The sequence below is a fragment of the Lyngbya aestuarii BL J genome (assembly GCF_000478195.2).
GTDB classification, from domain to species: domain Bacteria; phylum Cyanobacteriota; class Cyanobacteriia; order Cyanobacteriales; family Microcoleaceae; genus Capilliphycus; species Capilliphycus aestuarii.
Genome location: NZ_AUZM01000017.1, coordinates 57,682 through 82,262, shown reverse-complemented (window position 1 = coordinate 82,262; position 24,581 = coordinate 57,682). Strand labels below are relative to the sequence as shown.

General features: G+C 39.6%; 19 protein-coding genes. 12 read left to right on the top strand and 7 right to left on the bottom strand.

The genetic code is table 11. The annotated features are described in order from the left end of the window. The first annotated feature begins 219 nt into the window (after positions 1 to 219). Positions 220 to 612, top strand: a complete 393-nt coding sequence (locus M595_RS09715) for a winged helix-turn-helix transcriptional regulator (RefSeq protein ID WP_023065991.1) — start codon at positions 220 to 222, stop codon at positions 610 to 612. Positions 613 to 810: 198 nt separating this feature from the next. Here the strand turns inward: M595_RS09715 and crtH are convergent, their stop codons facing one another. After that, complete coding sequence (gene crtH, locus M595_RS09710; protein WP_023065958.1) at positions 811 to 2,355, bottom strand: carotenoid isomerase; 1,545 nt, start codon at positions 2,353 to 2,355, stop codon at positions 811 to 813. 349 nt (positions 2,356 to 2,704) lie between these two features. On the opposite strand from crtH, the gene upp reads away from it, so the two are divergent. The 3 genes from upp (at position 2,705) to M595_RS09695 (ending at position 4,112) form a co-directional block, all read left to right on the top strand. Further along, the gene (gene upp / locus M595_RS09705; RefSeq protein WP_023066021.1) at positions 2,705 to 3,355 is read left to right on the top strand and encodes a uracil phosphoribosyltransferase; all 651 of its coding nucleotides are present in this window, start codon (positions 2,705 to 2,707) and stop codon (positions 3,353 to 3,355) included. A 59-nt stretch (positions 3,356 to 3,414) separates the two neighbouring features. Then, positions 3,415 to 3,726, top strand: a complete 312-nt coding sequence (locus M595_RS09700; protein ID WP_023065959.1) for a ssl2009 family thylakoid membrane protein — start codon at positions 3,415 to 3,417, stop codon at positions 3,724 to 3,726. A gap of 107 nt (positions 3,727 to 3,833) precedes the next feature. Continuing rightward, positions 3,834 to 4,112, top strand: coding sequence for a YggT family protein (locus M595_RS09695; RefSeq protein ID WP_009786658.1), 279 nt, complete (start codon positions 3,834 to 3,836; stop codon positions 4,110 to 4,112). Positions 4,113 to 4,175: 63 nt separating this feature from the next. On the opposite strand, the gene M595_RS09690 is transcribed toward M595_RS09695, so the two are convergent. From M595_RS09690 to M595_RS09675, 4 genes are all read right to left on the bottom strand, one after another. Next, positions 4,176 to 4,607, bottom strand: a complete 432-nt coding sequence (locus M595_RS09690) for a hypothetical protein (RefSeq protein ID WP_023065974.1) — start codon at positions 4,605 to 4,607, stop codon at positions 4,176 to 4,178. Positions 4,608 to 4,770: 163 nt separating this feature from the next. Beyond that, on the bottom strand, positions 4,771 to 9,735 hold the full coding sequence (locus M595_RS09685) for a CHAT domain-containing tetratricopeptide repeat protein (protein WP_023065966.1): 4,965 nt from the start codon (positions 9,733 to 9,735) through the stop codon (positions 4,771 to 4,773). A gap of 143 nt (positions 9,736 to 9,878) precedes the next feature. After that, positions 9,879 to 10,748 carry an aldose epimerase family protein gene (locus M595_RS09680; protein WP_023066003.1) on the bottom strand — a complete coding sequence of 290 codons (870 nt, stop codon included), beginning with the start codon at positions 10,746 to 10,748 and terminating at the stop codon, positions 9,879 to 9,881. Positions 10,749 to 11,040: 292 nt separating this feature from the next. Further along, on the bottom strand, positions 11,041 to 11,553 hold the full coding sequence (locus M595_RS09675; protein ID WP_152983552.1) for a hypothetical protein: 513 nt from the start codon (positions 11,551 to 11,553) through the stop codon (positions 11,041 to 11,043). Between the two features lie 324 nt (positions 11,554 to 11,877). Here M595_RS09675 and M595_RS09670 point away from each other — a divergent pair, with 324 nt between their 5' ends. The 7 genes from M595_RS09670 to M595_RS09645 all read left to right on the top strand — a co-directional run bounded on the left by M595_RS09670 (position 11,878) and on the right by M595_RS09645 (position 19,313). Further along, on the top strand, positions 11,878 to 12,315 hold the full coding sequence (locus M595_RS09670; RefSeq protein ID WP_040483861.1) for an Rrf2 family transcriptional regulator: 438 nt from the start codon (positions 11,878 to 11,880) through the stop codon (positions 12,313 to 12,315). 324 nt (positions 12,316 to 12,639) lie between these two features. Continuing rightward, positions 12,640 to 13,335 (top strand): J domain-containing protein, encoded by a 696-nt coding sequence (locus M595_RS09665; protein WP_023065953.1) that lies wholly within the window; start codon positions 12,640 to 12,642, stop codon positions 13,333 to 13,335. Positions 13,336 to 13,492: 157 nt separating this feature from the next. Further along, positions 13,493 to 14,359: a 6-carboxytetrahydropterin synthase gene (locus M595_RS09660; protein WP_023065994.1), complete on the top strand. Its 867-nt coding sequence runs from the start codon at positions 13,493 to 13,495 to the stop codon at positions 14,357 to 14,359. A 469-nt stretch (positions 14,360 to 14,828) separates the two neighbouring features. After that, complete coding sequence (locus M595_RS09655; RefSeq protein WP_023066015.1) at positions 14,829 to 17,057, top strand: dynamin family protein; 2,229 nt, start codon at positions 14,829 to 14,831, stop codon at positions 17,055 to 17,057. A gap of 9 nt (positions 17,058 to 17,066) precedes the next feature. Beyond that, positions 17,067 to 17,534: a hypothetical protein gene (locus M595_RS32255; protein WP_023065971.1), complete on the top strand. Its 468-nt coding sequence runs from the start codon at positions 17,067 to 17,069 to the stop codon at positions 17,532 to 17,534. 77 nt (positions 17,535 to 17,611) lie between these two features. Further along, a complete protein-coding gene (locus tag M595_RS09650) occupies positions 17,612 to 18,136 on the top strand; it encodes a hypothetical protein (protein WP_023066008.1) in 525 nt (174 codons plus the stop codon). Between the two features lie 13 nt (positions 18,137 to 18,149). After that, positions 18,150 to 19,313, top strand: coding sequence for a hypothetical protein (locus M595_RS09645; protein ID WP_023065961.1), 1,164 nt, complete (start codon positions 18,150 to 18,152; stop codon positions 19,311 to 19,313). Between the two features lie 81 nt (positions 19,314 to 19,394). Here the strand turns inward: M595_RS09645 and M595_RS09640 are convergent, their stop codons facing one another. After that, positions 19,395 to 20,465, bottom strand: a complete 1,071-nt coding sequence (locus tag M595_RS09640) for a S8 family peptidase (protein ID WP_023065993.1) — start codon at positions 20,463 to 20,465, stop codon at positions 19,395 to 19,397. Positions 20,466 to 20,847: 382 nt separating this feature from the next. Between M595_RS09640 and M595_RS09635 the strand changes: the two genes are divergently transcribed. Then, on the top strand, positions 20,848 to 22,872 hold the full coding sequence (locus M595_RS09635) for a tetratricopeptide repeat protein (RefSeq protein WP_023066022.1): 2,025 nt from the start codon (positions 20,848 to 20,850) through the stop codon (positions 22,870 to 22,872). Between the two features lie 83 nt (positions 22,873 to 22,955). Here M595_RS09635 and clpX read toward each other — a convergent pair whose 3' ends face one another. Further along, positions 22,956 to 24,305 (bottom strand): ATP-dependent protease ATP-binding subunit ClpX, encoded by a 1,350-nt coding sequence (gene clpX, locus M595_RS09630; protein ID WP_023066027.1) that lies wholly within the window; start codon positions 24,303 to 24,305, stop codon positions 22,956 to 22,958. Positions 24,306 to 24,581 lie beyond the last annotated feature (276 nt).

Below are 24,581 nucleotides of genomic sequence, written 5' to 3'. Positions count from 1 at the left end.
TACTGGTTATTTGCCGAATGTTACGTCTTTTTAACGAAAGGCTTGTAGGGGAGTTGAGTCTGAATCGGTTTTTGATTGACTCTACTTTTATCCTATTCTTTTCTCAGCAAATTGCCATCATCCTTGAGTCCTTCTTCATAGTTACAAAACGAAAAAAATGGCGAGGACAAGGATTTTTCGGTTATTATTAAAAAAGATGAAGTTTATGAGGATGGTCTGATGAAGCTCAAAGCAAACGATTCTACGCCTTTACTACTGAATGTCCCTCAGTGTCTAGAGATCACCTCTCCGATTGAATTTATTTTGGATCGGGTCGGGAGGAAGTGGTCACTTCAGATTCTCAGAGAACTATTTCGCGGAAGTCGCCGAACTCATCAACTCGTTGAGGCGTTACCCGGAATTAGTACGAAAACTTTAACGATTCGACTGCGACAACTCGAACAATACGGTTTGGTTAAACGCACTGTATATCCAGAGATTCCGCCGAGAGTTGAATATTCTCTCACTGAAAAGGGCCAAGAACTTCAACCCGTGATCGAGGCGTTACAACAAGTCGGACAACAATGGCTGCAACAACAGTCTCATGTTTGTCCGTTAGAATTGAGTGGGTGAAATTCTTATCCGTGTTTATAAACTTGTCGGGGCCAAAGATTGCCGCCCCAATTTTGCACTCTCAACTTGTGCTTAAACCCAGATATTTTTTAATCTAAACCTCTCATTTGAAATCGAAAAAATAATGCTCCACAAGATAAAAGTTGTGAGGTCAGAAGTCAAAATATACCGACCTCCAGACCTCCCTTTTTAAACCTGTTAAAAGCCGAGATCGACTGCAATGCGATGAGCGCAAGCAAACCCCGAAAAGGCAACAGCGTTTAACCCTTGACCGGGAAAGGTACTGTCTCCCACACAGTATAAACCGGGAATAGCAGTGCGATTAAACGGCATTCCTAACAACCCCCGGAGTTGACGCTGAGGAATCGGGCCATAGGTACCATCTTCTCGGTTGAGGAAACGACGATGCGATCGCGCAGTTCCGATTTCCATGTAGTCTAGTCCCGCATCTAAACCGGGAAAGAACTGTTCCAAACGGTCTATTATCCGTCCGGCGGCTTCTTCTTTTTTTCGTTCGTATTCGGTTTCAGATAATCCTTGCCATTCGTCGATCCAAGTGGGGGTAAAGGTGTGCATAATGTGATAGCCTTCGGGGGCAAGACTAGGATCAAGCAGGGTAGGAATAGAAACAAAGATTGTCCCAAATGGTTCTTCCATTTGACTCCAGTCTTCGACAATCACATGATGACATTCGGTTCCAGGGGGAAAGACAGAAGCCTCAACCCCTAAATGCAAGTTGAGGAAACTTGGTGATTTTTTATACCGCTTTCGCCATTTAATTTCCGGTTTCGGCGTGTGTTGAGCAGGAACTAACTTACCAAAAGTATCCCAACGGGTTGCATTGGAAACCACTCGTTTAGCGCGATAGACGTCACCGTTGGTTAACTCAACTCCCACAGCTTTACCGTTTTCAATTAAAATTTGTTTAACTCTAGCCTTGTAGTGAATTTGACCTCCGGCTTTTTCTAGTCCTTCCGCTAACTGAATGGCAATTTCACCGACTCCGCCTTTAGGATAGTTTATGCCTCCATAATGGCGATCGCTAAACACCATCCCGGCATTAATCATCGGAGTGAAATCAGCCGGAACAACTGACCAGCAATAGCATTCAATATCTATAAACTTTAATAGCTGTGGATCGCTAATATAACGCCGTGCAACTTCACCTGCATTTTGAGGTAAATATTGCGCTAAACCCAGACAAGCACCCGGATTTTGGAAAAACATCCGCATTAAATAACGGGGTTCTTCTAAAGAAAGTAACTCCATTGAGTTGAGGTAGTTGAAGACTTTCCTACATTCATCATAAAATTTACGAATCCCTCGTTGTTCATGGGGAAACTTTTCAATCAGTTCTTGCAAAAACTTCTCATAATCTCGATGAACTTTAACTTCACTGTCTTCTGGGAGATGATAATGGATCTGCACCGGATCGGGAATAGTTTCGAGGTTAACGTTGACGGCTTCTAAAGCACGGGTTAGTAGGTTGGTCGTGCCTTCGTCTCCAAAACCAAAGATCATCGACGCACCCACATCAAAGCGATATCCTTGGCGTTCAAAGTAGCCCGAACTTCCACCGGGAATAATATAACTTTCGAGAACGAGGACGTTAGCACCTTTAGCGGCTAACTGGGTTGCTGTCACCAGTCCTCCAATCCCAGAACCAATGACAATCACATCAAATACGGGTGAAGTGGATACCGGATTTACACCAATAGACGGCTGACGGCTAGAAACAGGCATGAAGTTTACTCTCTTCAGGATCTTCTGACTCTCACAGTGTAACGCCTCAAGTGGTTTGAGGGGAGTATCGCGATTCGATCACTACCGGGATTCAGGATTATCTGTTCTTTTCGGTTGTCCCGTAGAGTGGGTCATACGCCCGCCCCTGACCTTTAAATATAGACAAAAACGGGAGCGGTCTGAACACCGCCGCCCCGTTTACCGATCCTTTGAGAGGAGAACACTAAAATTTAATATAACCTTATTGAAAATTATTGTCAAATAATTAGGAGAATTTTCCCAACTGTATTAGAACACTTCGCGAACGAGTTATGATAATTGAGGATTTTCAGCAGACATCAATCGGCTTATGGCTTTGCAACTGCGCGTTTATGTTCCCCCCCATCCGTTGGTTAAGCACTGGCTTTCAGTGGCTCGTGATGTCAGTACCCCCTCTGCAATTTTTCGATCTGCGATGACAGAATTAGGGCGATGGCTCACCTATGAAGCAGTACGAGACTGGCTACCGACGCTAGAAACAACGGTGCAAACGCCTTTAGCGGAATGTCCAGCGACTTATGTGAATCCTCAAGTTCCTCTGGCGGTGATTCCGATTTTACGAGCGGGATTAGCGTTAATGGAAGGCATTCAGAGTGTTGTACCGATCACTTCGGTTTATCATTTAGGGATGGTACGCAACGAGGAAACTTTAGAATCAACTTGTTATCTGAACAAACTGCCTCCTCATTTTGATCCTCAAACCCGCGTCTTGATCAGTGAACCGATGTTGGCGACAGGCGGAACCATCATGGCTACTATGGAAGAATTGACACAACGGGGAGTTAATCCAGAGTTCACCCGAATTGTTTCGATTGTGGCGTCTCCTCCGGCGTTACAACGGTTGAGTGTCGCTTATCCTCAGCTGAAGGTGTATACGGCGATTATTGATGAAACGGTGAATGAGAACGGGTTTATTGTACCCGGATTAGGGGATGCTGGCGATCGCACCTTTGGAACTTAAGTTCTGAGAGTTGTCCCTGACAACGGTAAAATTAGGGTATTGAAAACAGAAAAGTTGATATGAGCAATCGAGAAGGGTTTACCAGTGGATTGATGATTGGAGCGACTTTGGGGAGCTTGATTGGTGGAGTTTTGGGGGTTGTCCTCACCTCACGAATGTCTGGTGAGAACTTGAACAATCAGTTGATGGAGCCAAAAAAAGCCAAAAATAAATCCAATCAACCGGATGCTGAGAATATGGAAATGGCTCGTTTGAGTCTTGAGGATAAAATTGCTCAACTCAATCAGGCTATAGATGATGTTCGTCAACAGTTGGGAAGTGTTAACGGCGTTACCCCCGAAAATTCCGAATCGCTGCGAGAAGACGTTTGAGTCGGACGTTTGGCCGCAATTTCATCAAACCTAATCACACCTCAGATGTGATAAGATATCTATGTTCGGATAACTTTTAACGTTGAGTAGAAATTCAATAAAATTCTATGAGTTCCCCAATACTACTACTGGCTAATACGATAGCTCAGTTTTTACAAATTTATATGGTTCTAATCTTCATTAGAATCTTGTTAAGCTGGTTTCCCAATGTTGATTGGAGTAACCCGTTTTTCTCTGTTTTAAGTCAGTTAACTGATCCTTACTTAAATCTTTTTCGTTCAATTATTCCCCCCTTGGGCGGAATTGACTTTTCAGCAATTATTGCTATTTTCCTCTTGCAAATTGTGGCTGGAATTATCCCCGGAATTTTGTACAGTTTCGTTTAGTCGAAAAAAATCGGGTTGGGTTCGTAGAATTCGCAACCCAACCGGAAAGTTAATTTGAGTCAACTAACGACCAATTCGACCTGTAAACCCAGAAGCTTTAAATTGTTCTAAGCTAAACGGGGGCTTAAGGTTTGTCGGAAAAGAAACTCTCAACTCAAAATCAGTAACACCCGGAGGAACTTCACTAATACTTCCGAGGCGAGTTCTGTTTTGCATGACTCGATTACCATTTGCATCGTAGATCCGACCAAATACATCAGCATCCACAACATATTTTCCTGAAGTATTTTTGGCTTTTCCGACGATAATATAACAGTTTGCCCCTTGGGAAGAAAAACTAGAAATCATCCCTTCTGATAATTCAGGTGGACAGTCTTTGAAACCCAGATCAGAAATTTCCACAGGAATCAAAGCAAAAGCCGGGAGAGTCCAGAACCAAGTGACAAGACTAATTAAACCTGCAAGTAAAACACGGGGAAAGATTCGCGATCGCATAAATCTGACCATCTCGATTTGAACTCTAGCTTACCGCAGATCGGGGCGGATATGAAATCCTTAAATATTTGCTACAGATCGTCATCGGTAGATCGGAAAAAACCTTTGCTTCTTGGCTATGACATTTTGTGAGATTATTTTTTAAATTTCATCTAAAATCAATCTAGTATTTCTGTGAAGACAATTTCGGGTGATCGATTTTTTCGCGCCACTCACCTTGCAAAGTAAAAGCAGCCCAATAGTAAGGAGATTTCCACTGAGTCTCGGTTTGCATCTCTAGTTGCGCGGTTCTTAAAGCTGCCGTTGCCGAGAGTTTCTTTTCAAGCATCAACCGATAAAATCTACTCATCATTTCGGCAGTTGCTTGATCATCGACATCCCACAAACTGACTAAGACTCGGGGTGTTCCTGCATACATAAATCCTTGAGTTAATCCCACTAATCCTTCTCCTCGAACTTGTTTACCTAATCCTGTTTTACAAGCACTCAACACAACTAAATCTGCGGAAAAATTAAGGTTAAAAATATCATGCAAACGTAAAAAACCATTCTGGGGATTTCCTTGTTGATCAACCATCGACAAAACAATCCCAGAAAGTTCAGGATTGACGCTGTTTAATAATCCGTGAGTTGCAAAATGGATAATTTTATATTGACTCAATTGGGAACTAATGGCGGTGGAACGATTAGCCGCAAAATCAAAGGCATGGATACTCTCAGACTCCGGTATTAGGGCGAGAATTGCTTCAGCTTCAATCCGAGTTCCGGGGAGTCGTTGCCAAACTCCAATATCTAATTGTCTGGCGGAACGATTAAGATTATATTGTTCCCAACTCTCAGGGTTTAAAGCTGGAGTTTTTAAGCGTTCATCCTCAGAACTAAAAACAGGATCAGCAACAATCGCAATTGTTTTAGAAGCAAGTTTTCGGTGTTCGGCTTCTCGGCGTAAAATACTTAAAGTCGATGCTGAGGGAAGGTTAACAATTTCGTGATTAACAACTAAAGGTAAATACTCTTTTTCTGATGAAGTTGTGGGTAAGGAAAGAGTAGAAAAGGGAAGATAATGTAAAATTCCATCACTAACAATTGCCAAACGTTGATGATTTAATTGAGAAGCAACTGGAGCCAAAATCATCTCATAAAGAGATTCAGAATCTTGAGATAAGTTTACTGGAGAACGACTTTTATTGATAATTGTGCTACGAAAAAAATCTCTCACTGCTTGTTCAATTAATGCTTTAGAGGGAAGTTCATAGCTCGTCATACTATTTTTAGTGATAGCCCAAAGAAAACTGCGTTTCTCACCGAGAGCATATTGCAATAGCAGAGTTTCATCATCCAAAATTTGTTGTTGAATTTGCTCTAAAGTCAGGGGTTGAGGTTGAGTCAGATCAGCATAACTCGGGCTTTTTTCACGGATTTTAGTTTGGACTTGTTGATATTTACGGAGAAGATATTGTCGTTCTTGTTCAATGGCAGTTTTTTGTTCTAGGGTGTCATTTTCACTGCTGTAAATTTTGACTCGTCGTCGTTCCACTGCATCCAATTGTTGTTGTAAACTTCGTTCTTGGATAACTAATTCTGGATCAACACCTTTACGAATATCGGTGTTAGCTGAGGCTAGAAGTTCGAGGAGGTTTCTGGCTTTAGAACGTTCGCTAATATTGAATGCTTGGGCATTGTATCCTTTTGAGGGATCTTGTTGATGGAGTTCCATTAATAAATCAATATAGAACTCATAATAGTCCTGTTTTGAGGCAAAAAAGGTCAGACGTTCTTCTAGAGAATTTTTGCTAGCTCGTGTTTTTTCAATTAAGGAAATTGCTGTTTTAATTTGAGTGAAAGCAGTGTCTAAATTACTCTGTTTTCGTTCAACCCTAGCAATTCCAAATCGATTTTCTGCTTCAGCATCGGGATATTTGTTATTCAGTAATTCTAGAGATTTATTGAAAAACTCTAATGCTTTTTGGGGTTGATCTAAATCGGAATAAACTTTAGCAATATCTGTATAAAGGTATGAACTAGAGCGTTGATTATAATTTAGGGCTTGCTGATAAAATTCTAATGCTTTTTCTGAATTTCCAAGTTGAGAGTAGACTTGAGCAATATTTCTGGAGATTTTTACTTGAGTCCAAGAGTTATTATCTGGGGAAATTGTCAGGGCTTGCTGGTAAAATTCTAATGCTTTTTCTGAATTTCCAAGTTGCTGATAAAGTTCACCAATTTTGTTGAGGAGATCTGTTTGTTGTTTAAAGTTTCCGAGTTTTTGGTAAATTATGAGAGCTTTGTTATAAAATTCTAATGCTTTTTCTTCATCTCCTAATTCAGAGTAGCTATCACCAATTTCACTCAGTATAGAAGCTTCTTTACTCAAATTCTCAATATTCTGAGCAATTCTCAAACCTTGATTGAAAGACTCTAACGCTTTTTGATCATTTCCCGCCCGAGAATAGATTTTACCCATCCAGCTTAGAGTCTCTATTTCTCCTTCAGAAAAGCCGCTTTTTTGATAAACTTTTCTCGCTTGATCAAAAAAGTATAATGCTTGTTTTTGATCTCCTAATTCAGCGTAATCTTGACCAATACGCATCAGAGCCGTTACCTCTCGATCTAGTCCTAATTTTTGATAAATAGTCCAATATTGATTAAAAGATTCTAATGCCTTTTCTGTATTTCCAATTTGATAACAAAGCTTACCAATTTCTCGAAACATTTCTGAGCGTCTGACAATTTTTGATTGGGGGAAATTTTGAGCATTATTTAGGGATTGGTTGCAGTATTCTAAAGCTGTTTCTGACTCTCCCAAGTAAGCGTAAATACGGCTGATTCTAATCAACATATCAAGAGTTCGTTCTTCTCGAAAAGGCGCATCAGTTTCTTGATCATAAATCGGTAGGGCTTGCTGATAGGAATCTAAAGCTTTTTTCAAGTCCCCTAATGTGGTGTAGGCTTTACCAATTTCATAGATTGTCCAGGCTTCTCCTGAGCGATAATTATTTTTTTGATAAGCTATTCGTGCTTGCTGAAAGGTTTCTACTGCTTGATTTGGGTTTTCTAATTCATAGTATAGCTCGCCTATTGTTCTCAAAATTGATGCTTCTTTTTCGTAATCTTTTAACTGTTGAGAAATCGGGATGGCTTGATTGTAGAATTCTAGAGCTTTTTCTTGGTCTTTCAATTTTGTGTAATCTTCAGCAATCTCAATAATAATTTTTACAGTTTGTTCAGTATCACCTCTTTCTTTGTAAACTTTTACAGCCTGATTAAAGACTTCTAATGCTTTCTGTTTGTTGCCAAGTTCGTAGTATATTTTACCAATGATTCTGAGCGTATATACTTCTTGACTAAGATCATTTAGTTCCTGATAAATTGGAATAACTTTAGTATAAAATTGTAATGCTTTTTCTTGATCCTCTAAAACATTAAGATAGAAGTATCCAATCTTATTTAATGTTTTTGCAACTTCGGTGCGATCGCCAACTTTTTGGTAAATTTTTAGTGCTTTATCAAGAGTATCAAATCCTTTTTCCCAATCTTTCAAGCTATAGAAATAGATCCCCGCAATCCGATCACGCAAGAGATTTGCTTCTTGAATACGGTTGCCAGTTTTTTGATAAACAGTCACAGCAGAATTTAAAAACTCTATCATTTGTTCCTGCTTTTCTTGCTTTCCGTAGTATTCAGCGATCGCCAGAAGAAAAGCTGCTTCTCCTTCGTCATCTTCCCATTTTTGATAAATTGTTTGTGCTTGATTATAAGCCTCTACTTCATTGGGATCATCTTCTATTTGAGAATAAAGCTTTCCAATGGTGAATAGAATGATTGGCTGACGATAATCAAATATTAAGGCTGTTTCTGGATCTTTTAGTTGGGTATAAAATTGACTAATATCTTTGAGAGTCTCTAATTCTTGATTGTGGTATTCTAATGCTTGTTGTACATCTCCTAATTGAGAATAGATTAACCCTAAGCGATCAAGAATATTCGCTTCTTTAACACGATCACCCAGTTTTTGATAAATGATCAAGGCTTGGTTGTAAAACTCTAATTCTTTTTGTTGATCTCCTAATGAAAAATAGTAATCACCGATGAGACTGAGGGTAGTCGCTTCTCCCTTTAAATCTCCAATTTTTCGGTAAATTTCTAAAGACTGATAATGATATTCTAATGCTTTTTGTTGATTGTCTAACCCCCAATATTGAGCGGCAATATTTAAGAGGTTAGCTTCGGCTTGACGTGCAGCGAAATTCTCACGATTAGGAGACTTAGCGATTGCCTGATAAATTGTCATAGCTTGATCAAATAAATCCCACCCCGTTTGATCATTTCTGTACTCAATCAGGTTTAATTCACTTAAATTACTGAGAACAAGAGCTTCCCCTTTTTGATCACCGATTTCCTGATAAATTGCCAAAGATTGTTTAAGTAATTTAACTTTATCTTCTTCACCATTATTCAAATAGTCATTGAGAGCCATAGTATTGAGAACAGTTGCTTCTCCTTGACGTGCAGCAAAGGTATCAATCTTAGAGTTAGGAGAGTTATTAATTTTCTGGTAAATTGCTAGAGATTGGTTATAAAGTTCTTTCGCTTTTTCCGGATCGCTATAGCTTTGATCGAGCAATAATTTTGACTGCCGAGAATTGATCAATAAATCGTGATTAAATGCAAAGAGTTGTTCTTCATCTAATTGTCCTAAGTAGGCGACATAAACACTTCCTATTTGGCTGAGAATATAGGCTTCTTGGAGAGGGTTTTTTATTTCTTGATATAGGGTTAACGCTTCGTTATAGTATTGTAATGCAGGTGTTGTTGCTCCGAGTTCTTGATAAAGTTTACCGAGTTTCAGCAAGATTGATGCGACTTGAGATTGATCAGCTAGAGTTCGTGATTTTGATAGTGTTTCTTCTAATTTTTGAATAGCTTGTAGCTGAGATGGAATTGTCTGCTGCTGTGAAGGTTTTTCTGATTCGTTCAAAAACTGCTGTGTTTCTGGCTGTTGTAATGAGGGTGAGTTTGTCTTGCTAAACTCTGCTCTCCCAGTCTCTAGTAACAGCACAAAGTAAACCCATAAGGTTAAACTTAGTTTGATAGACTGTCGAATCAAAACTTTAGATCCATTACTCATTTTAAAACCTAATTCAATATAATAGCTAAATTTTAATTAATTTTCTTAAATATTAGTTATAATTCCCCAATATTAACGATTAATTAATCTGGGGAATTTTTATACAATAAGTTAAGAGTAACTCCAGTGACTAACCTTAAACTCTAACCGAGATCTGCACTAATTTTGACAAACGTTTCTATCGTTTCTCCGGGTTTAGCACTCATCAGAGATTTACCTGTATTAAGTGCATTACGAGGAGAACTCCAGGGTTCTAGACAATAAAACTCTTTGCCTTTAACCGTCCAGAAAACAAGAGTTGAGTAACGATTATCCCACTCAAAGGTCAGCTTTAATTTACGACTCAAATCATTGACTACCGCAGAGGATTTAGATAAATTAAAAAATGCCACATCAATTTCATCTTGTTCAAAATCAAACTGTCCTGAAAAAGTTTGAATCGTCTCATCATCTTTGGCTTGAAACTGAGTTGAAGGTAAATCAAAAACTAATTGCTGTTTGTTTGCAACTGTAAAATAAGGATGAATACCTGTTGAAAACGGCATAGATTCCTGAGACAAATTGGTGTGACGATAACGTAATTCTAGAGTATTACCTCGCAGTGTGTAAATAAAATTCAACTCAAAATCAAACGGATAAACCGCACGAGTTTGATCATTACTCTTGAGAGTTACGGTGAGACTTGCCCCTTTTTCTGTAGATTGTTCGGTGACTTCCCAAGGTAAATTACGAGCAAAACCATGTTGCTTAAGTTGATAAGTTTTTCCATTGAGTGTGTAAGTATCATTGGGTAAATTACCACAAATGGGGAATAATAAAGGAATGCCACCCCGCACCGACAACGAGGGATCAGTAAAACGTTCGGTATCTAAATAAAAGATTTGATGTTCACCGATACGCCAGTCTGTGATAATTCCCCCACGTTCTGGAACGACGGAAACTTCCGCAGAAATTGTTTCATCAGACAGAATGTAGGTTTGATATTGTTGCTGTTTGAGAGTGACCGCAGGCATGAATAGTTAACCAAAAACAACTGATACTAGCGTCTCATACAATGGTCTTGGAGCTGTATTTTTCCCCAAGTTTTTGAAAAATTAACCGGATCTGATTGGACTCAAGCTTTACGGTGAAGTCTTTCTGGCATTTTGTGAGTTGACTACATCGATTGACCTAATATTCAGTTCCCCAAAATCCATCCGACTTGGGGAGCAAATCTTAAGTTCAACCTAAAGCTATAGAATAGTCCGAGTAACATCAAAATACTCAAATCAAAAGAAAGTTATTAGATGCTTTTTTAAGATGATTTTAACCCGCTGATGAAATAATCCGATAAACCACAGCACCATCGGGTTCTCGGTTATCCACAATCATTAAATCTTCCCGTTGTAATTCTTCTAAGAGCAAGCGAACTTCGGGAGCCGAACAATTAATTTCTAGCACACAATCTGCTAAAGTAACTTCTCCTTGAGCTTTGGCTAATCTCAGTAATTGAATCTTTTGGTGTTCAGGATTAATCGCTGGAAATTTTGGCTCTTGTAAACGTTTTTTCGCTTGACTAACAGCCCGAGAATTTTCAACAGCAGTCCCCACCCCATAAATAAATTGTAAAGCTAGAGTTAAATCTTCCGTTTCATCAAGTTCAAGATCTCCAGCCACACAAACACCTGTCACTCCAATAAACAGACCCAAACTCATCAACATCGCTTGATAACGTCCGGTATAAATATAACCGAGTAACGGCATAAAAAATGTTAGAAATGCTGTGGCTCTGGTATTTTTTTGAGCGAGTTTTTTTGTCTTTTCAAGTTCTTGAGTCATAGCAATTGAGGATTTCATGTTTGTTGTTTCTCTCCTTTCAGCAAAGTTTACCCAAGCATCAGGTTTAGAATAACCAAACCTATTTTTTTCGGTGGGGTTTCACTCGACTGAACAGATGAGAGGGTTTTCTAGATACAACAGTGTACGATCAGGACTGTCTAGCAATTTTTGACAGACTTCCCTATCTCTGTTTTACCTTGTGATCGGCAAGATGGGTATTCGCGTCTCAAACTTGAAATAAAAATCAAGTTTACAAAAACCCATAAACCCGATGAGAAAACCGGAGTATACTAGAAACTAAATGGAATCGTATTACATCCTAATTTGGTGGAATTGTCCTGTAAGAGTCAATACGCAATTCTAGCGTTGCTAGAGTTAACCGCTCACTATCCTCACGGTGAGCCACGTCAAATTCGTCAGATTGCTCGTCAGCATCAGATACCAGAGCGCTATCTCGAACAGCTACTGGCTACTCTCAAACGGAGTGGTATCGTTCGGAGTCAACGGGGAGCAAAGGGAGGGTATTTGCTTGCTAAAGAACCTTGGAAAATAACCCTATTTGATGTAGTTGTTTGTCTGGAAGGCTCAAATTCAAGCCCCAATCGGAATCGACATCACAAAAGCCTCGAAAGTCTGATTGTCGATGAAGTCTGGGAAGAAGCTCATCAAATGGCTAACTCGATTTTACAGAAATATACTTTGAAGGATTTGGGTGAAAAGTTAGAGACCCAGCGACAAACCAATCTCATGTATTACATTTAAACTTTTTCTGGCATTTTCGTTTTGATTGAATCGGTATTAATAGTAATTTTAGGGAAAAATACTCGACTTTGCGACGGTTTGATCTCGGGTTATAATTCAAAACTTAAGTTCATTCTTTGGAAATTTTGTTTGTACAAGAGATTAATATTAACTCACTTCCAATACCAGAGGGCTAACTTCAAAAGAAATAATTTCAGATTCAGATCAACTCAGTTTCTCGGATGAATCGTTAAAATAAACAGTGGGCGATTAACAGTTCATCTAATCGATAAAATGTTAGTGGCTCATTATAGCATGAACTGTTGAATCTGGAGCAAAATTTTCATGGTTACCTCAACCACTAATCATTACCAAACCTTAGAAATCAAACCAACCGCGACTCAATCAGAAATCAAACAAGCTTATCGTCGTTTAGCAAAATTATTTCATCCCGATAGTCACCACGAAACTGCTAACCATGAACGCATTATTCGGATTAATGCAGCCTACGAAGTCTTAAGCGATCCTCAGCGCCGCCAATCCTATGACCAACAGCGTCACACAAAATCCCGCCCTTACACCTCAAACACCACAACAACTTCAACCGCTCAAACCCGCAGGCGACGTCAAACCGCAAGAGCCGTCGATACTCAACTTGAAGAATGGCTCAATCAAGTTTATAAACCCATTAACCGCTACCTTGACCGTATACTTAAACCTTTTAAAAGTGAGGTGGATAAACTCTCGGCTGATCCCTTTGATGATGAACTGATGGAAGATTTTCAAATCTATATTGAAACCTGTCGAGATGTTTTAGCCCAAGCTCAAAATCGCTTTCGTTCAACACCAAATCCGGCGAATGTTGCAAGTGTTGCGGCTCATCTTTATTACTGTCTCAATCATGTCAGTGATGGACTAGAAGAACTCGAATACTTTACCGTCAATTATGATGATTCCTGCTTACACACCGGGCATGAATTCTTTAGAATCGCTGCGGGTTTGCGGAGAGAAATCAAACAGGAAATGAAGAATGTTTTATAATAAAAATAAAGTCATTCTGATTCATTAGTTTTCAGGATTGCAATCCTCCTAACTTCATCTCAAAATGAGACTCTGAAATCTAGTGGGGATTGAAATAATCTAAAAAAAAGCTTAAATTAGTTTACAGAACTTAACAACAGATGTTGGTGTGCATTTTATGGAATGCGTTATCACTCGTCGGGCAGAGTTTTCAGCCAGTCATCGGTATTGGTTGCCCGAATTGAGCGAAACTGAGAACTTTGAACGATTTGGGCCAACGGCTCGCGCCCCTGGTCATGGACACAATTACGTCCTCTACATCTCAATGGTGGGACAACTAGACGAATATGGGATGGTACTGAACCTCTCCGATGTCAAACACGTTATCAAGGCTGAAGTCACCAGTCAACTGGACTTTTCTTTCCTCAACGACGCTTGGCCAGAATTTCAGCAAACCCTACCCACCACCGAATACTTAGCACAAGTCATTTGGCAACGTTTAGCACCCCATCTCCCCCTGACCAACATTCAAGTCTTTGAACACCCCAAACTTTGGGCCGATTACCAAGGAAACAGCATGGAAGCTCATTTAACTGTCAGCACTCATTTTAGCGCCGCTCACAGACTCGCTCACCCCGACCTCAGCTTTGAGGACAATTGCGAAATCTACGGCAAATGCGCCCGTCCCAACGGCCACGGCCACAACTATCACCTCGAAGTCAGCGTTAAAGGTGAAATTGACCCCCGCACCGGGATGATTGTGGATTTGGCGGCTTTACAACAGGTGATTGATGATTATGTCGTTGAACCTTTCGATCACACCTTCTTAAATAAAGATATCGCTCACTTTGCCAAAGTGGTACCGACAGCCGAAAATATTGCGGTGTATATTCGAGATTTGCTGCAAAATCCCGTTCAGGAATTGGGAGCGAAATTGCACAAAGTTCGACTAATTGAAAGTCCGAATAATTCTTGTGAAGTTTACTGTACTGATACTCCCGCAGATTCAACTCCAACCCAAACTCCGGTTTTAGCAACAGTTTAACGGGTTGAAAACTGAGGATTAATTCCCTGCCCCCTAAATCCCCCAACATTGGGGTAAAAGGGGGACTTTATCCCCCTAAATCTTCTTTAAAATATCCCCCTAAATCCCCCTTAAAAAAGGGGAATTTTTATTTCTTTATTCTGATTCCCCCCTTAAAAAGGGGGGCTAGGGGGGATCAAAAAGGGAGTTACTGTTTTTTTAAGTTATCAGGTCAAATCAGATTTGAAATTGCTCTAGATATATTAATAAAAATTGAAATATAAAACCTAAAAAAATAAACCGTATTTTTACTGATAAAGCCTCCATTTTTTTGCACATCAAAATATTTGCAAAGTTCGGTAATTACGCTCTGGGCTATCCAAAACTTTTAAGGTTAATCTTGAACTTAGAGATAACAATTCACTCATTCCAATTGTCCAAGCTTGAGGAATTGTTCAAACTTTTTATTTATTCATGGGACAAAAACTGAATGGTTTTTCCAGATTTCCAAGAAACGCTGAAGCAAGCTCAAAAACTCGCTCAACAACAACTAGAAGAACTCGGTAAGTCAGTTGAAAGTGCTTCTCGACAAGCTTCAGATTTTGTTAAAGAGTCCGTCGAACCTCATCTTGAGACATTAAATGATGTCAAGGAAGGGGCGAGTCAACATATAGAATCTGTATTCAACAAAGGTACAAAACCTTCAGAAACTAGAGAAGCAGAACTCTTTGAAAAATTACCCCAAAATGAGACAAGAATGTTAGATATTACAGCGAAACTTGAGAACACTCAGAAAAACCTAAAAGAGTTAGGTCAAGGGATTGAAAACCTTGTTCAAAAGTACCCGGATGCTTTTGCAGATAAAACAATTCAATCACAACTTGAAAAATTCCGTCAAGCCCATCAAGAAGCATTACGAAGACTCGACCCCCCAAATTTATCTATCGCCACAATTGGGACAACATCTTCAGGAAAATCAACTGTTGTTAACGCACTCATCGGATGTCGAATCGCTCCCATTGAAGCCGGAGAAATGAGCGCAGGAGTGTTAACACTTCGCCATGGTAATCAGCGGAAATTAATTGTTGAAGCCACCGAAGGCGCAACTTGGGAGACAGGCGAATGGGAAGGATTAACCGATGAAGATTTATATAATAAAATTCGCAGTGTGATGACTGATTATCACCAAATTAGACAAAAGCAAAAAATCTGTATTGCTCCTCAAGTCACAGCAGTTGGCTCCCTTTTCCCTGCATTAGAACAAAGTTTACTCGGTTTACCTGCTGGAATTGGCGTTGAATTAATAGATTTACCGGGACTGAAATCCGTTCAAGATGCGGACAATCTGGCTGTGATTCAATCTCAAGTGAATAAAGCCTTTTGTCTGGTTGCGCTTGACTATATGCAAGTCGATGATGATCACAGAAAGCGATTGTTAGAAGAACTGAAACAAGTTGTTAAATACTTGCAAGGTCGAACGGATTCCATGATTTTTATTCTCAATCGAGTCGATCAGCGAGGGTCTGATGATGTACCTTTAGAAGAACGCATTAGTAAGCTACAGTCAGAAATTAAAGAGACGCTTTCTCTGGAAGTTTTACCGGATATTTTGCCTTTTAATGCTCGACTTTTGTACTACGCTCAATGTGCTTGGGGGCCAGGATCACTAAAATCTAAATCTTTGGTTGATCAACAAACTCGCCTGGAATTGTTGAAAGCAATGTTTCTAGATTGTGCGGGAACAATAAAACAATATGTTGGTAAAGATAAAAACTTGCGAGGTTGGTTTCGGGACTTGGAAGACCAAGTAGAAGACGGAGAAAATATTGATGATGAAACTCTGCGAAAAGTTCTCCGCTATGCTTACCAATGGAGTGGAGGAAAACAGCTTTGGGATCGTCTACGAGTTCGTTTACAAGAGTCTTTTTCGGAGTTGGTGATTTTACCTGCTTTATTTGAAGTTTTCGCTAGTTGCGATGCGTTAACAGCAAGTATCAATCTTTTAGCCGAGACACGAAAAATAGAAAGTCAGGAAGAAATCAAGAAAGAGCAAGCTAAAATCGAAGCCAGTCGTCAACGTTTGTCTAAGGAAATTGAGCGTTTTTGTCGAGAATTTCATAATGGAATTGAGGAGAAAGTAGAACTTCTAAAAAAGAACACACCTAAGTCTCGAATTCAAGCGGCTAAAAAGGCTAAACAAGAAGGGTTAGAGGGGTTTCAAATCCTCATTGATGCTTTTCGTGAAATTGAAGCTGATTTAACTATTAATCTGATTGCTACTGTTCGGAATGCGCTTAAAAATAACCTGGGAACCTATGAACTAGAAGAAAAACTCAACGAAGTTATTGCGCCAACATACGCACGCAATATTACCAAAGCATACGATTTAGTCAGTCGAAAATGCAAAGATTTTACTCACTCATCAGGTTCTTGGATTAAAGAGGTTCGTCAAAGCGATACCGAAGGACTCCGAGAACTAGAACACGCTGAACGTGCGGTTCGTAGCCTCTATTTTGCGATGCGAGAAGCGTTATCTGTTCGGGCTGAATTTATGCTACAAGCCCAAGCGAAACAGCTTGAAGATGCCTTGCAGTCATTAGTCAATCAAAAAGTAAATGAACTGTGCGATTTATGTTGTCAAGAATTACCCGAATTTAAACTTGATGAAGCAATTATTGCTGAGTTTAAAAATCGGATATCTCAAACACCACCGACATGATCTGAAAATTTGTTTAATTTCTCTGTAAATATTAAACAAAGCCAGAAGAAAAACAAAGAGGTTGTCGGTAAACAAGCGGTAGAAGAACATTATACTACTGGAGGCTGTTTTAATAAGAAAACAAAAACCAGAACGGTCTGGAAAGATAAAATTGAACAAGTTGAATACCAAAAACTTGAACTTCCTGATACTGATAATATGGCTCGTCAGTGGTCAGCAGGTATCGCAGATGAAAAGGAAAAGTTATGGGATATTCTTCGTGATTGGATGATTAATCATCTCAAAGAGGTTGATTATGAGTTTGAGCAGTCAATTAAAGATACTATCAATTTTGTCAATCGCTCACTTCAGGAACAATTAGAGATTATTCAACGTGACTTTGAAGCAGAAGTTAAGCGTTGGGATGAAATTACACTGGGTAAAGATTCTGTACTAGAGATTCGTCAAAATTTAGAGAATGAATCTCGTACTTCATAAGACTTTTACTTAAAATCAGTAGAAGTGTATTTTTTTCACGGAAAACCATTCACCTTGTAAATAGGAATTTTCCAAACATGGAACTTTTGTTTTTGTTACTTTTTGGTGGTCTTTGTATTTTGTATCAACAAGTAGAGAAAAATAAAGAACAGAAGACTGTCAATTCTTATCCCGATACAAACCTAAGAAGCAAAACCAATCATCAAAGTGGACACCCAAATTATTTTCTAGTGCTGGTAGTGAGTGCTAAACAAGAAAAAGTCATCCAATCTATAAAAGAAAATCGAAAGATTAAACCTGATGACTGTTCGCCTTTGTACCGAGCTACACAAGCTTTATGGATGGGAGGAGAATCTGATCTTCTCAAGTTGAATATTACTCCTGATTTTCTAACAAAATCGAAAGTATTAGATACATCTGAGTATGATGTATACTTCTTGTTAATTAGTTTATCTAATTACGAAAAAGGATTTACTCAAAATGTCACTTCCATTGATCGAAGTGATGCTTTTGAAAAATTACCCTATATTTCACAAGGGGTTACAGTATCAGATCGCCTATTTAATTATGACGATCAATTACCCTTTCTTTACACTCGATAAATAGGAGATTTTCGTGTTAATTGATACAACTTTTTTAGTTGATGATCCGGTGATTATACAAGGTTTAATCGATGGTTCTCTCAAACGATTTGGGGGAGTTATCCGAGAAACCGATACGGGTCAAATTGTTCGCCATCTCGTCGAACCCCCCGGCTTAATAAAAACTCTGTCTAAGTTTAATAAAGTTGAAGAAAACTTGGCTTCTGTCTTAAAACTCACTCAAATTTCTGCGGGAGCAACTGTTCTAAATCTGGGTGTGAGTGTGGCGGGATTCATCTATATGGGTTTTAAACTCCACCAAATTCAAGCTTCATTAGATACTCTGCATAAACTCGTAGAAGCAGGCTTTGATCGCATAGAAAACCGCTTAAATCAGATGAGCAACCAGCTAGTTTATCTGTGTTTATTAGTCGAATACAACACCGAAGAACAAAAACGTTTGGGAAATGCGATCGCGGAACTTCATCAAACGATTATTCTCAAAGAGATAGCGGCTTTACAAGCAGAACTTCTCAACCGCAATCGTTTTCCTGATTCTCCCGTACAAGACACCCTAAAAGTGGCTTCCAAAGTTAGAATGATTCTGTCTAACCAAGCCGTGCAAACTCTACCGGAGTTGGACGCAGAAACGATTTTAAAAGCCGATATTGCGGTACAAGGTTGGGCGGTTGCGACTGCGGTTGAAGCCAATCTTCTGTTAGAAACTGGACTGATTAATGATGCGGAACAATTGCTAACATTAGAAGCTCCCCGGTTTAAACAAGTAGCTATTCAATGGGCGGATAAATTATTAGTTGATGAACGTTCGCAATTCTCAACCGCTTATCGGTTTGGTGCGTCCCGTTTTCATCCCCATATTAGTCGAGAGCGAGTTGAACGCATCGCTCAAATTTCTTCCGTTGATTGTGGATTATCCGCGAATAAAATAAAAGAGCGACAACAAGAAGCAGAGGTCGAGTTTGAGATGTTTCACGCTTCCCAACTCGATCAAAAATGGACGTATCAACAAATTGCGATCGCCGAATATTTAGACACGTTGAGCGAACTATCAGCAAGACTAGAAAGTTTACAGGCTTTTTCCAAACTCTGTCAACGTTTGGGGGTGAAAAATATTCGGGATATTCTTCCCAGTCAAAATTCTGAACCGAGTTTTTATCTACTCAATCCAGAATTGTAAAATACAGTTGTGAAAAATAAAAACCCAGTTTCCCAAAGATACCGGGTTTTTGCATCAATATTCCTCAGAAAAGGAATCACTTCATCGAAAATCTTGAGAATTTCCAAGATTATTTGTATAATTTTGTGTGAACTGTTTCAATTTCTCAATGTATTTGCTGGTTAATTCTTCCTTAGCAATGGTTTGTAATGTATGATCCAAATTAGATAACAACAACGCTTCAGGATTAATCAACCCAAACCCATAATAAGGATCAAATCCCGGCATTCCTGCATCAGTCGCCGTTTTCCGCAAATGTTCGATTAAATCCGCTTGAGTTTTCACCGCAGTTTTACCGCCAAAACTCCGATGTTTCGCCACCATCAACGCCACCACTCCACTCACAAACGGCGTCGCCATCGAGGTTCCACTCAAAACCGCCACACCTCTGGGCGGATAAGTTGAAAGAATATTATCTCCCGGTGCGACAATATCAACCGCTTTACCCCGAGAAGAATACTGAGTAATGCGACGAGTTCGATCAATCGCTCCGACTGATATCGTTTCCGGATAAATCCCTGGATAGTCTACTGTATCTAGATTTGGGCCGCTATTCCCTGCCGCACAAATCACAAAAATACCCGCTTCAACTGCGGCTTTAATCGCCTCGTGCATTTCATCACTCGGGAGAGGACTTCCCAAACTCATCGAAAGAATATCAGCTTTTTGATCAATTGCCCAACGAATTCCTTTGACAAGCTGCCCGGCGGTTCCATAGCCATTATCACCTAAGACTTTACCCACTAACAGTTTTGCTTCCGGTGCCACACCAACCACTCCGCCTCGATTTTCACGAGCGGCGATAATTCCCGCAACGTGAGTTCCATGTCCGTCTACATCACTCGGCCCAGAAGGACTATTGGTGAAGTCGCGAGCATTTTCGACAGCATCAACAAGTTCTGGATGTCTCAGAGCAACTCCAGTATCGAGAACCGCTACCTTAATCCCTTTACCTTTGGTTTGTTTCCATAAATTGGGGATAGCAAACATTTCTAATCCCCAGTCGGTAATTTCTGCCGCTGCAATCAGAACCCGTTCAACTTTGTAAGGAGGTAGGACAAAAATCGGTTCGTCACTCCCAGTTTCAGGCAATTGAGGCACTTGTGAATCCATTAGATTTTCTATTTTTTCAAGAGATTAATACTGAACAACAGTGGCTCAAAGTTGGGAAACCTCAACGCACTGCTATCGGCTTCAGAGATTTTTATTACCTTTAAAATGCTAATTTCTGCATCCTGAAGTTAAGTGTTCTTTTCTCTTGACTGTTGAGCGATTCAGGATTATTGCTATATTTTTTGACCCACCGTAATCAACTGCGAAAACCAGAAAAGTTTTTACTGAGTATTTCCTGATTAATCAGGTGAATGGTGTAAGAGTATGTATGACTCTAACTCTAGCCTACGTTTGTCTGTAGAAAAGGGGGATGAGTTTATATTTTAGTTCGAGCTAATCTTAGTCTGCTATTTACTCCTAGCTTGCAAGCGAGTTGAGCGTTATGAAATTATCAAATGTAGCATTTTTAACTTTGGCGGCTTTAGTCGCTCAGGACTCCGTAGGCGAAGCTCGTTCTATTCCTGAGAGTTTGTTATCGAGTTCTTCGGGTATAATTCCTACTATCGATAGCAAGAGTGATTGGATTGAGAACCTCATATCGCAGCATACACCATCGGTAAGTATGCCGGAAATGCTGATCGGCCAGGAGTTTTCTCCTTTAAGATCTCAGTCTACATCGGATCAGGAGTTGATTCTGGCTTCGGCGATCCCACCTTTGACTCCATCCTCAGCATTCTCGCAGTCCAATCAACAAAAGCTGAATCAAGTCTTAAGTCGGACATGGTTGGCTTTATTGGTTGAAACTTTTTCCAATCAAAATAATTTATCCTCCGAGGTAAATTTAAGCCTAGACGACACAAATTTAGCTCAAGAAATTAGTCCGAATGACGAGAGCGACTCCGATTTTAATCAAACCATTACGCTGCTTAATAGTTTATTGATTATTGGGATCTTATCACCTGTCATAACGATGGCATTTTTTTGGTTAGTGCGGCGTTTGGTGATTCGAGAGTTAGTAACAGAGGCAAATCGGGGTTTAAATCGGGTTGATGGTTTAGAAGAACAAATCGCTCAATCTCGTCATCAATCTCAGCAGCAAGCTCAACAATTAGAAGCGCAAATTAAGGCAACTCAAGACTCTATTAATTTTTTGAAACAAGAAGCCTCCGCATCTCAAGCGTCGATTGAGGAATTAAAGCAATTACAGTTAAATTTAATTGAAAGTTTACAAAAACTTAAGTCTGATTTTAAGTCTAAAGAGCAATCGAATTTAATTCAGTTTCCCGGGGGTCATAATAGCCATAATAATTTACCGAAAAGAAATCAATTAAACTCCAATTTTCCTTCCGAATTTGATGGGAGTTTTCAGTTTAATTCTTCTCCGGACTTTATTGCAGATGATTATCTCAAACAAGGAGAAGCTTTAAATAACGAAAAACGCTATTCAGAAGCTTTAATTTCCTTTGAAAAAGCGGCTAAAATGAATCCAGAGTTAGAGGAAGCTTGGTATAATCAAGGTAATATTTTGGTGCGTCTAAATCGTTATAAAGAAGCGTTAAAGGCTTATGAAAAGGTTGTACAAATTCATCCTCAAAAATACGAGGCTTGGTATAATCGCGGTAATGTTTTGGTTAAGTTGAAGCGATATTCTGAAGCCTTAGAATCCTATGATCATGTTTTGGCAATTCAACCGAAGGATGATGAAGCATGGCACAATCGAGGTGCATTGCTGCGAAAATTCAAGCGTTATGACGAGGCTTTAACTTCCTATGACAAAGCATTAGAAATTCAACCCAATAAATATGAAACCTGGCATAATCGCGGTAATGTCTTAGGAAAATTAAAACGATATGAAGAAGCGATTATCTCTTATGATCGAGCCATTACTATTGATGCTGGAAAACGAGAAGTTTGGTTAAATCGAGCTGTTGCCCTGTGTAAATTGAAACGCTACGAACAGGCGATCGCATCTTTTGAACAAGCCATTGGACTCGATCCAACTTCTCCCGAATTATGGAATATGAGAGCATCTTTATTACAACAATTAGGACGATACTCAGAGGCAATTGATTCCTTTGAAAATGCAATTGAACATCAACCCAACTGTTATGAAGCATGGCTGGGTAAAGGTTCAGTTCTCGTACAACTTAAGCAATATTCAGAAGCATTAGAAACTTACGAAAAAGCGATCACAATCCAACCCGAAGCTTCAGAAGCTTGGCGACATAAAGGGCTTTTATTTGAAAAACTAGAACAATATCCTGATGCGATCACCGCCTACGATCAAGCTATCAAACTCCAACCCAATGATGCAGAAGCATGGCGTTTTCGAGGTGCATTACTCTCCAAACTCAAAAACTATCAAGAAGCTATTTCATCTTTGGGAAAAGCGATTTCGATTCAAAAAGAGTTACGCTCTGTGAAAATAGCCGCAACCACAGACCCAACATCAGCTTCTAACAATTAATTAATCAGCAAAATTAGGGATAGAAAACAAAATTATTTAACTTTCCATCCCATCCCTAAACTGATAAACTCAAGCTGATCAACCTAAGCCGACTCATGTTGTCTACGCCAGGTTGGATGCCATAAAACCTCAGCCGTTGATCGTTTTTCAACCATTTCCTGAGTGATAATACACCGAACCACATCCTTACGAGAAGGCAACTCATACATCACATCAAGCATTAATTCTTCCAAAATTCCTCGCAATGCTCTAGCACCCGTTTTGCGACGATAAGCTTCTGCGGCGATCGCTTTTAAAGCATCCTGTTCAAATTCTAAATTAACATTATCCATTTTCAGCAGCTTCTTATACTGCTTAATTAAAGCATTTTGGGGTTCTGTTAGAATCCGCATCAATGCTTCTTCATTCAGAGGTGAAATCACCGTTACAACTGGAATTCGGCCAACAAATTCAGGAATCAACCCAAACTTCACCATATCATCGGGTTCAACGTGTTGGAATAGTTCATCTTGACGTTGAACAGATTTAACGGCTGTATTATTTGCCGTCTCCGAAGGTTGAATAAAGCCTAAAGACTTTTTACCCAACCGTTGTTCAATCACTTTTTCTAAACCGACAAAAGCACCACCACAGATAAATAAAATCTTACTCGTATCAATCTGGATAAAATCTTGGTAAGGATGCTTACGTCCACCTTGAGGGGGAACATTAACAATCGTTCCTTCTAAAATCTTGAGTAGTGCTTGCTGTACCCCTTCACCCGAAACATCGCGAGTAATCGAAGTATTTTCGCTTTTACGGGAAATTTTATCAATTTCATCAATGTAAACAATTCCACGTTGAGCCGCTTCAATATCAAAGTCTGCCACTTGTAGCAGTCTCAGCAAGATATTTTCGACATCATCCCCAACATATCCAGCTTCGGTGAGCGTTGTCGCATCAGCCACCGCAAACGGAACATCTAGCTGCTTGGCAAGGGTTTGAGCCAGAAGGGTTTTACCACAACCCGTCGGCCCGACTAACATAATATTTGATTTTTGGAGTTCTACGCCATCATCAGGATTGAGATCTCCACTCAAACTCGCTTGATCTAGGCTCAGACGTTTATAGTGATTATAAACCGCGACCGATAACACCTTTTTCGCATCATTCTGACCAATAACGTGATCATCAAGATACTGCTTGATATCAGTGGGCTTGGGGATCTGTTGTAATGAAGGAGTTGTCTGGACTGAACCTGTAGAAAGATAATTGGATTCGAGATCTGCAAGCGTAGTTTTAGTCGGATCTGAAAATTCTTCTTCTAAAATTTCATTACAGAGTTCTACACATTCATCACAGATGTAAACACCAGGGCCAGCAATTAACTTGCGAACCTGCTCTTGGGACTTGCCGCAAAAAGAGCAGCGTAAGTGGGAGTCATACCTGGACATATTTGCCTTTTTGTAAACAGTTGCTTGTGGCTTTCCCCGTCGAAAATGATGTGAATTATGAACAATAGAGCAAGTGCGGGGGAGTTTTATAGAGGTGAATTACCTCTTACTCTTTTAGTGTACTGTTTATTTGGCTTTTCTGCACCCCACATCCTCTCACTAGAAGGAAGTCTAAGCTTTTTTTAATATCTAGAGCCTCAGTTACAAAGCCGAGTGAGAAGGGAAAATCTACCTTGAAGTTGATAGATTTTTCCCGACCTCCCTATCAATCAAAAT